The organism is Streptodolium elevatio (assembly GCF_040649515.1).
Classification (GTDB): Bacteria; Actinomycetota; Actinomycetes; order Streptomycetales; family Streptomycetaceae; genus Yinghuangia; species Yinghuangia elevatio.
Map to the genome: position 1 here is coordinate 25,006 of NZ_JBEZFP010000102.1, position 9,368 is coordinate 34,373.

General features: G+C 72.3%; 8 protein-coding genes. 5 read left to right on the forward strand and 3 right to left on the reverse strand.

What is annotated here, in order from left to right; translation table 11 throughout:
- Positions 1-70: 70 nt before the first annotated feature.
- Entirely contained in the window at positions 71-910 is an 840-nt protein-coding gene (locus tag AB0C36_RS30685; RefSeq protein WP_358360392.1) for a hypothetical protein, read from the reverse strand.
- 683 nt (positions 911-1,593) lie between these two features.
- Positions 1,594-2,466, reverse strand: coding sequence for a VldE C-terminal domain-containing protein (locus tag AB0C36_RS30690; RefSeq protein ID WP_435839146.1), 873 nt, complete (start codon positions 2,464-2,466; stop codon positions 1,594-1,596).
- A 69-nt stretch (positions 2,467-2,535) separates the two neighbouring features.
- On the opposite strand from AB0C36_RS30690, the gene dapE reads away from it, so the two are divergent.
- The 3 genes from dapE (at position 2,536) to AB0C36_RS30705 (ending at position 6,269) form a co-directional block, all read left to right on the forward strand.
- Complete coding sequence (dapE, locus tag AB0C36_RS30695; protein WP_358360396.1) at positions 2,536-3,615, forward strand: succinyl-diaminopimelate desuccinylase; 1,080 nt, start codon at positions 2,536-2,538, stop codon at positions 3,613-3,615.
- A 168-nt stretch (positions 3,616-3,783) separates the two neighbouring features.
- The gene (locus AB0C36_RS30700; RefSeq protein WP_358360398.1) at positions 3,784-4,554 is read left to right on the forward strand and encodes an LOG family protein; all 771 of its coding nucleotides are present in this window, start codon (positions 3,784-3,786) and stop codon (positions 4,552-4,554) included.
- A 266-nt stretch (positions 4,555-4,820) separates the two neighbouring features.
- The gene (locus tag AB0C36_RS30705; protein ID WP_358360400.1) at positions 4,821-6,269 is read left to right on the forward strand and encodes an alkaline phosphatase PhoX; all 1,449 of its coding nucleotides are present in this window, start codon (positions 4,821-4,823) and stop codon (positions 6,267-6,269) included.
- Positions 6,270-6,469: 200 nt separating this feature from the next.
- Here AB0C36_RS30705 and folP read toward each other — a convergent pair whose 3' ends face one another.
- Complete coding sequence (gene folP, locus AB0C36_RS30710) at positions 6,470-7,282, reverse strand: dihydropteroate synthase (protein ID WP_358360408.1); 813 nt, start codon at positions 7,280-7,282, stop codon at positions 6,470-6,472.
- Positions 7,283-7,496: 214 nt separating this feature from the next.
- Between folP and AB0C36_RS30715 the strand changes: the two genes are divergently transcribed.
- Together AB0C36_RS30715 and AB0C36_RS30720 are read left to right on the forward strand one after the other, a co-directional pair.
- Positions 7,497-8,072 (forward strand): DivIVA domain-containing protein, encoded by a 576-nt coding sequence (locus AB0C36_RS30715; RefSeq protein ID WP_358360402.1) that lies wholly within the window; start codon positions 7,497-7,499, stop codon positions 8,070-8,072.
- Complete coding sequence (locus tag AB0C36_RS30720; RefSeq protein WP_358360403.1) at positions 8,069-8,659, forward strand: DNA-3-methyladenine glycosylase I; 591 nt, start codon at positions 8,069-8,071, stop codon at positions 8,657-8,659. Before AB0C36_RS30715 ends, AB0C36_RS30720 begins: the two co-directional genes overlap by 4 nt.
- Positions 8,660-9,368 lie beyond the last annotated feature (709 nt).

The following is a 9,368-nucleotide window of genomic DNA, read 5'->3' on the forward strand; positions in this document are numbered from 1 at the left end:
CCGGGCGCCGGACGCCCGGCCCCGCGATCCGCCGCTGATCCGTCTCGGTCGGTGCAGACCGGCTGGTCGATCAGAGGTGGTACGGAACCTCGCGCAGCGGCGTGCTCACGCCGTCCATCGTCTCCGCGGAGTTCGTCTGCAGGTGCTGCTGCGTGCCGTGCATCAGGGCCGCGTCGGCCGCGGGCAGGCCGGCGTTGATCGACTTGTCGGCGGCGTAGCCGGCCACCGGCAGGGACGGGCCGACGCCCATCATCGCCGGGCCCAGGATGGAGTCCTCGAGCTGCTGGCCGACCTGGTCGGTGGCACCCGCGGGGATGGACTTGGCGGCGGCCGGGATCGGCGCGTCGGTGTCGACGACCTTGGTGACGTCCGGGTTGACGCGGTCGGCCAGGTTCTTGACCTTGCCGACGGCCGGCTGCGTGATCATGCCGACCTCGGGCCGGGCCATGTCGGCCACGTCCGGACGCGCGACCGACACCTCGGGCTGCGTCAGCGAGCCGAGGTCCTGCTGGGTGAGCGCACCGAGGTCGCCCTGCGGCAGCCCCTCGGTGAGCGCGGTCTGCGGCAGGGAGTCGGTGAGCCCCGCGTGCGGAAGCGCCTCCAGCAGGCCCGACGCCGGCAGGCGGTCGGTCAGACCGGTCTGCGGGAGGGTGGACTGGGTGAGGGGGGACTCGGTGAGGCCCTCCAGGCCCTGGGATCCGACCACGGGCAGGTTGGCCGCGTCGGGGGTGAGCCCCTCGGCCTCGCCCAGAGCGGCGAGCGGAAGGCCCGCCACATCGGGCTGGGAGACTCCGGAGAGCCCGCCCAGGGGCAAGACGGCGTGAGCGGTGGACGCGCCCACGACGGGTGCGGCACCCGCGGCGACCAGCAGCGCGGCCTGGACCACACGGCGCGGGAGAGTGCTCGACATCGCGCTCCTCAATCTTTCGGCAGGCGAGATTGCGGCGTCCGGACCGAACGGGCCGGACGCCGGGTATATCTGCCGGAGTGCGCGAATGGTTCCGGGGACTGCTCCATTCGGGTGGTTGAAAATTTGCGGCGTGACGGTGGCGAGGTCCCGAAAACGGGTACCGGAGCGTGCCGCGCGGGCGTGCCCGGCGACGCCCTGACCAGCGGTTCCCACGATTCACCGGGGCGCGGCGACGGTGGGCGTGGCCGTCTCGGGGCCTTTCGGTCCCGGTGCGGCGCCCCTGACGGCTTGAGACAGCCCCTGATCAGCTGCCAGGTGGAGCCGGGTGGGCCGCGGCGACCCCTGGGGGTCCGAGCGACAGGTCGACCCAGGTAGACCCTTGGTCACCCGCAGGCTCGGGGCCCAGGCAGACCCAGATCGATCCAGGTAAACCAGGGTGACCACAGCCGGACTCGGGGCCGCCGCCTTGCGCTTGCCGCTTCCGCGCCAGGGCCCCAGACAGACCCGGGTAGGTCCAGGTCGACCCAGACAGACCCGGGTCGACCTGGGCTGGACTCGGCGTCGTCCTTGCGCCCGCCTACCCCCTCCGCGTCCCGGCTCCGCGAGCGCGTTCGGCGTGGGGAGCGTCACCGCCCGGCCCGCGTCCTGTCCGGCATCTCGAGCCTGGGTCGGCGTCCTTTTGCTCAGTCCGCGTAGCGGATCCGCACGATGGTCGGGTCGGCGGGCGGGGGAGAGCCGCCCGAGGGGCCCGTCGCCTGGCCGACCCGCCAGCCCTTGCCGCTGTCCTCGCGCGTCCAGACCTTGCCGTCGAACGCGATCTCGCGGACCCGCAGTTCGGAGGCGTGCGCGACGGTCCAGGACGCGATCGCCCAGCCGCGGCCCGGGTCGGCCCCCGGACGCACCGAGAGCGTGCCGGATGCGGTCTCGGTGATCGACTGCGCGGGCAGCACCGGGGTGAACTCCTCGGCCAGCGCGCTGCGGATCGGTGCCGCGGTCGCCGGCGCGGGGTCGCCCTTGAGGCGGCAGCTCAGCGCGCCCGGGGCCCGGCCGGTCAGGGCGGCGGCGAGCACCGCGGCTTCCGGTTCGTGCTTCGCGTACGCCTCGGGGAACGCGCTGCGCTGCACCTCCTGCGCGGCCTCGGTCAGCGGCATCGTCTCGTAGCCGCGGACCTTGACCAGCCCGTCGTAGAACTTGCCGGCCGCGTACACCGGGTCCTGGACCTGCTCGGGCGTACCCCAGCCCTGCGACGGGCGCTGCTGGAACAGCCCCAGCGAGTCGGCGTCGCCGTAGTCGATGTTGAACAGCTTCGACTCCTGCATGGACGTCGCCAGGGCGATCGTCACCGCGCGCTCCGGCAGGCCGCGCGCCTGCGCGACCGCGGCGATGGTCGCGGCGTTCGCGGCCTGCGCGGGGTCGAAGTCCGCGGTGCCGTCCGATGCGGTCACCGTGCACTCGTCGTGCTCCGGGCCGCCGTCCGGCAGCATCTTCATGACGACGACGGCGACTCCGGCGAACAAGCCGAGGACGACGAGCAAGGCGACTGCCCAGCCGACTATGCCCGACTGCTCCGAGCGCTCCGAACTGCGTTTTCTCTGGCCCACAGCCAGAAGACTATGGTGGCCGGTATGCCTGCTGCTCTGGACTTGTCCCGTGACGCCGCCGATGTGACCGCGCAACTCGTCGACATCCCGTCGGTGAGCGGTGCGGAGAAGGTCCTGGCCGATGTCGTGGAGCAGGTGCTGCGCGGCCTCCCGCACCTCACGGTCGACCGTGACGGCGACGCGGTCGTGGCCCGGACGAACCTCGGGCGGGCGGAGCGCGTCGTGCTCGCGGGGCACTTGGACACCGTGCCGATCGCGGACAACCTGCCGTCGCGCGTCGAGGGACCGCTGCTGTACGGGTGCGGCACGTCCGACATGAAGGCCGGCTGCGCGGTGCAGCTGCGGCTGGCCGCGCACCTGCCCGCGCCGAACCGGGACATCACGTACGTCTTCTACGACAACGAGGAGGTCGAGGCCGCCCGCAACGGCCTCGGGCGCCTGGCCCGCAGCCGGCCGGAGTGGCTGGCGGGCGACTTCGCGGTGCTGATGGAGCCGACCGGCGGCGTCGTCGAGGGCGGCTGCCAGGGCACGATGCGGATCCGCGTCACGACCGCCGGGCGCCGCGCACACTCCGCGCGGTCGTGGCTCGGCGACAACGCGATCCACAAGGCGGCGCCGATCCTTGCCGCGCTGGAGGCGTACCGGCCGCGGATCGCGATGATCGACGGCCTGGAGTACCGCGAGGGCCTGAACGCGGTGGGCATCGAGGGCGGGGTGGCCGGAAACGTCATCCCGGACGCGTGCTCGGTCCTGATCAACTTCCGCTTCGCGCCCGACCGCTCGGAGGAGCAGGCCGAGGCGCATCTGCGCGAGGTCTTCGCACCCGCGGTCGAGCGCGGCGAGACGATCGAGGTGACCGACTCCGCCCCCGGCGCGCTGCCCGGACTCGACCGTGCCTCGGCCGCGGCGTTCGTCGCGGCGGTGGGCGGTGAACCCCGCGCCAAGGTGGCGTGGACCGACGTCGCGCGCTTCTCCGCGCTGGGTGTTCCGGCGGTCAACTACGGGCCCGGCGACCCCGCCCTCGCGCACACGCGCGGCGAGTACGTCGAGATCGCCGCTATTGGCGAGGCCGAGCGCCGCATGCTCGCCTGGTTGACGGCGTGACGGCGTGACGGCGTGACGGCGTGACGGCGTGACGGCCTGACGGCCTGACGGCCTGACGGCCTGACGGCGTGACCTGCGCGGGGACGGTTTGGCGTCGATCGGATGATCTGATCGTGCCGGTTGGGTAAATCCGTACATCTGATCGTCGCGCATGCCAGTGTGGACGGCATGGATACGCGCTTCACTCCCGCAGAACCACCCGAGTTCGCCACCCCTGCCGAGGTCGCCGCAACGCACCCAGCGGCGGTGCGGCATTTGGGCGCGGAGGCCTGGCGCGTGCTGCGGATCCAGTCCGAGTTCGTCGAGGGGTTCGGTGCGCTCGCCGAACTGGGCAAGGCCGTCGCGGTGTTCGGGTCGGCGCGTACGCCGCCGACAAGCCCCGAGTACGCACTCGGCGAGCAGGTCGGCAAGGCGCTTGTCGAGGCCGGCTACGCGGTGATCACCGGCGGCGGCCCGGGCGCCATGGAGTCGGCCAACAAGGGCGCCCAGGAGGCGGGCGGCACGTCCGTCGGGCTCGGCATCGAGCTTCCGTTCGAGCAAGGCCTCAACCCGTACTGCGACATCGAGCTTATCTTCCGCTACTTCTTCGTCCGCAAGACGATGTTCGTCAAGTACGCGCAGGGCTTCGTCGTGCTGCCGGGCGGCATCGGCACCCTCGACGAGCTGTTCGAGGCGCTGACCCTCGTGCAGACGCGCAAGGTGACGCACTTCCCGCTTGTCCTCATCGGCCGCGGCTACTGGTCGGGCCTGCTCGACTGGCTGCGCGACAGCGTGGTGGCCGGCGGCAAGGCCTCGCCGAAGGACCTCGACCTCATCCACGTCACCGACGACATCGAGGAGGCCGTCCGCATCATCGTCGACGCCGAGATGCTGTTGGACGAGGCCGAGGCGGCGTCCCGGCACGACAAGGAGGAGGCGGAGCGGCGGGCCGGGCGATAGGCCGGAGACGCGCCCGCCGTGGGCCCGGGCGATGGGCCCGAGCATGAGGCCTGCCGTGGGCTCAAGCGTGGCCCGCGCTCCTGAACACTCGTCACAACCCCTGCCAGAGGCGGACGAACGGTCTTCTGAGCGGCATCCGTCCGACCGGCCGCGTTCACCCGGCGGACACCGCCACGCGGGACTGTGTGTCCGCCCGGTGCGATCGGCCGGTGCCGGAGGTGCGCGTGGCCGTCACGCGCATCCGTCCCCTCTGAGCAGGAGAACCGATGTCGCTGTCCCGTAGAGGCTTCCTGGGCCGCTCCGCCGTGGCCGGAGCCGGTATCGCATTTGTCGGCAGCACCGAGATGCTGCTCGCCCCCGGCGCGTCCGCCGCGTCCGCGAACGGGGACGGTGGCCGGCACGGCGGCCCGCAGCGCCCGGAGTTCGGCTACGGACCGCTCGTCGCGGACCCCGCGGGCAAGCTCGCCCTGCCGGCCGGGTTCTCGTACCAGATCGTCACCCACGCCGGTGTCACCAAGCTGGAGTCGGGCCAGTACACGCCGAGCAACCACGACGGCACCGCCGCCTACCACCGGCACGGCGGGGGCACCGTGCTCGTGGTCAACCACGAGCTGGGCGCGATGGCCGGCACCGAGCTGCCGGTCCCGGCGCTGCCGCGCTACACGTACGACCCCGCGCTCGCCGGCGGCTGCACCGTCGTCGAGACCGACCGCAACGGCCGCCGCACCCGCGAGTACGTCGGCGTCGCCGGCACCGCGGTCAACTGCGCGGGCGGCAAGACCCCGTGGGACACCTGGCTCACCTGCGAGGAGACCGAGCTGCTGGCCGGCCAGGGCGGTGCGACCAAGGACCACGGCTACGTGTTCGAGGTCGACCCGTACGACAGCCGCGCCAACCGCGACCCCAAGCCGATCAAGGCCCTGGGCCGCTTCGCGCACGAGGCCGCCGCGGTCGACCCGTGGCGCGGCCACATATACCTCACCGAGGACGCGAGCGGCCCGAACGGACTGCTCTACCGCTGGGAGCCGCCGAAGTACTACCGCGGCGGCCGCGGGCACCTCAAGGGCCTGTCCGACACCGCGGGGACGCTCGCCGCGATGAAGGCCTTCGACGCGTCGGGCCGGTTCGTCGACGACCTCTCGCGTGCCGTCGAGATCGGCACGACCTACGAGGTCAAGTGGATCACGGTGCCGGACCGCGACGCGCGGACCACGCCGATCCGCAAGCAGTTCACCAACTCCGACGTCACGCGCGGCCGCAAGATCGAAGGCGCGTGGTGGGGTGACGGCGGCGCGTACATCGTGACCAGTTTTGCGCGCAACGAGAGCCCGGGCGTCGCGCACGACGGCCAGGTGTGGTTCTACGACCCGAGCCGCCGCCGCCTGATCCTCAAGCTGCGCTTCGGCGTCAACGCGAACCCGTCGGTGGACGGCGCGTTCGACGGCCCGGACAACATCAGCGTGTCGCCGTACGGCGGCGTCATCCTGGCCGAGGACGGCAACGGCGTGCAGCACCTGATCGGGGCGACGAGCGGCAACCGCTCGTACCCGATCGCCCGCAACGACCTCAACAACGGTTCGCCCGAGGCCCCGGAGTTCAGCGAGTTCACCGGCCCGACCTTCTCGCTCGACGGCCGTATCCTGTTCGCGAACGTACAGACCCCGGGCATCATGTACGCGATCAAGGGCCCTTGGCGGTACCACCGCGACATCTGAGGTCTCTTCGAGGGCCGGATGTCCCGGCCGGAGATCTGAGGTCCTTTCGGACCCTGGGAGCTCTTCGTGTGTGAGATCTCCCGCTCCTGACACCAGCGCGCATGATCGCGGGCGGGTGCTGATATCTCGTCAGCACCCGCCCGCGTCACGCGCATCAGCCCGTACGGCGCAAGCGGATCACGCCGCGCGGGGCAAGCGGATCAGGCCAGTGCGCGCCGGGCGACAGCCGGCTCGCGCTGGCCTTTGATCGTGGCGACCATGTCGAGGATCTGCCGGGTCTCGTGCACCTGGTGCACGCGGTAGACGCGCGCGCCGAGCCACGCGGAGACGGCCGTGGTCGCGAGGGTGCCCAGCAGCCGCTGGTTGACGGGCGCGTCCAGGGTCTCGCCCACGAAGTCCTTGTTGGACAGCGAGACCAGCACCGGCCAGCCGGTCTCCGCCATTTCGCCGAGGCGACGGGTGGCCTCCAGCGAGTGCCGGGTGTTCTTCCCGAAGTCGTGGCCCGGGTCGATGATGATCGCGTCGCGGCGTACGCCGAGCTCCAGCGCGCGTTCGGCGAGCCCGACCGTCACGTCCAGGATGTCGGCCATGACGTCGTCGTAGCCGATGCGGTGCGGACGCGTACGCGGCTTGGCCCGCCCCGCGTGCGTGCACACGATGCCGACTCCGTGCCGAGCGGCGACCTCCGCGAGCTTGGGGTCCACCCCGCCCCACGCGTCGTTCAGCAGGTCGGCGCCGGCCTCGCAGACGGCCTCGCCGACCTCGTGCCGCCAGGTGTCGACACTGATCACGACGTCCGGGTGGCGGCGGCGCACCTCGGCGACGAACGAGACCGTGCGCCGCATCTCCTCGGCGGCGTCCACCTCCGCGCCCGGGCCCGCCTTGACCCCGCCGATGTCCACGATCGCCGCACCCTCCGCGACGGCGCGCTCGACGGCGTCCAGAGCCGGACGGTCGTCGAAGGTCGCGCCCTTGTCGAAGAACGAGTCGGGGGTGCGGTTGACGATGGCCATGATCACGTGTTCGTCGTCGCCGAACTCGCGTGCCCCCAGCTTCAGCGTCGCCACCGGCGCCTCCAGTTCGTGCGATTACCGCCATTGGTCCCGCGGGCAGTTCGGGCATTCGTGCCTGCGGGCGGACATCACCACGTCAGATCGTGGCACGATCGTCCCGTGCGCGGCCGACAGGGGGCCGTGGGCGCGGTGCCGACAAGGGGAGAGAGTTTCCGTGTTCTGGATCCAGCTGGTCGTCGTGACCGGAGTGGTCTTCGTGGTCGCCGCCGTGGTGCTGGGTGCGGGGGGCTCGCTGGCGGACGCCCACCAGGACCGGCCCGACCTGTCGTGGACGCCGGACCGCCCGCTGACCGTCGAGGACATCGACCGCGTGCGCTTCCCCGTCGTCCTGCGCGGCTACCGGATGAGCGAGGTCGACTACACCCTGGACCGGCTGAGCGCGGAGCTGTCGGCGCGCGACGCGCGGATCATGGACCTGGAGTACCGGCTCGCGGGCGTGCTGCCGCCGGGTGTGGCGGCCCCGGCGCAGGGGTCCTCGGCGATGCCGGGCGCGGCGCCCACGACGGTCGGCCCGGCGGGGGCGCGTACCGGCACGCCCACGCTGACCAAGCAGGCGTCCCCGGACGACGCGGAACGCGCCCGTGAGGCCGCCGGGGACGCGGACGGGGAACGCGGGGACGCGGCCCAGGCGGATGCGGTCTCGGCCCACGGGGACGCGGGGGAGCGGGGCGGGCACGACGAGGAGGTCGGCGGCGCCGACCGCCGCGAGGGCGGGAAGGACAAGGCGTGACCGAGGGCGGAGTGGTGGTGGGTCCGGACGGGCTCGCCCGCTGCCCCTGGGGGATCAGCACGGACGACTACGTCGAGTACCACGACACCGAGTGGGGCGTACCGGTACACGGCGACGACGCGCTCTTCGAGCGGCTGTGCCTGGAGGCGTTCCAGTCGGGCCTGTCGTGGATCACGATCCTGCGCCGCCGGGAGGGGTTCCGGGCGGCGTTCGACGGGTTCGCGATCGCCAAGGTCGCGGAGTACGACGACGCGGACGTGGAACGGCTGCTCGCCGACACCGGCATCATCCGCAACCGCGCGAAGATCCTCGCGTGCATCGCCAACGCCAAGACGGCACAGGACCTGCCCGGCGGGCTGGACAAGCTGATCTGGTCGCACGCGCCGAACCCCAAGCCGCGCCGCAAGGCCCCGCGCACGGTCGCGGACGTCCCCGCGGTGACGCCGGAGTCGGAGGCGTTGGCCAAGGATCTGCGCAAGAAGGGCTTCAAGTTCGTGGGCCCCACCACGGCCTACGCGATGATGCAGGCGTGCGGCCTCGTAGACGACCACCTGGCCGCCTGCCACGCCCGCCGAATGCCCCGCTAAGGCCAAGCCCCGGCTTCGCCCCACCACGGCGTACGTGCCGATGCGGACCTGGCCCGCGCGTAGCCCCCTGGTCGGGGGCGTGGCGCTCTTGTTGTGCGGGCGTAGTAGCCCCGGCGGCTTGCCGCGCGCGCCAATAGCCCCCGGCTGAGGCCGGCCCCGGACTGGCCTGAGCACGGCGTACGTGAGGCGGCCGCGGGCGCTGTGCCACGCCTGTCGCCAGCCGCCCCTGAAGCCTGCCGCCCGCCCCCGGCGGCCTCCGGCCGTGTGCCGACGAACCGTTGAGCTGCGCGGAACGGTTCGTCGGGGCGTCGGGGTTGGTCGGCCCTTGGTAGGGCGTGGGCGCTTTCGTTTGAGCGCGGCCGAAGCACCCCTGGAGGCCTGCTGCGCCCGCCGAAAGCCCCCCGTTGAGGCCGACCCGGACTGGCCTGAGTACGGCGTACGTGAGGCGGCCGCGGGCGCTGTGCCACGCCTGTCGACAGCGGTATTGAGGCGCCGCGACCGGCGCTGGCGGCCTGCCACGTCGCCCGGTGCCCTTTGGCTGTGGGCGACGAACGGTTGAGCTGGGCGGACGGTTCGTCGGGGCGTCGGGGTTGGTCGGCCCTTGGGCAGGGTGTGGCGCTTTTGTTTGAGTGCGGCCGTAGCACCCATTTTCGTGACTGCGCTCGTTCCTCGCTCCGTCACGAAAATGTGCACTCCGACCGCTGACTTT

Coding starts and splice junctions, on each gene's coding strand:
- AB0C36_RS30685 (WP_358360392.1), bottom strand. CDS start 910: ATGTCGAGCACTCTCCCGCGCCGTGTGGTCCAGGCCGCGCTGCTGGTC.
- dapE (WP_358360396.1), top strand. CDS start 2,536: ATGCCTGCTGCTCTGGACTTGTCCCGTGACGCCGCCGATGTGACCGCG.
- AB0C36_RS30700 (WP_358360398.1), top strand. CDS start 3,784: ATGGATACGCGCTTCACTCCCGCAGAACCACCCGAGTTCGCCACCCCT.
- AB0C36_RS30705 (WP_358360400.1), top strand. CDS start 4,821: ATGTCGCTGTCCCGTAGAGGCTTCCTGGGCCGCTCCGCCGTGGCCGGA.
- folP (WP_358360408.1), bottom strand. CDS start 7,282: ATGGCCATCGTCAACCGCACCCCCGACTCGTTCTTCGACAAGGGCGCG.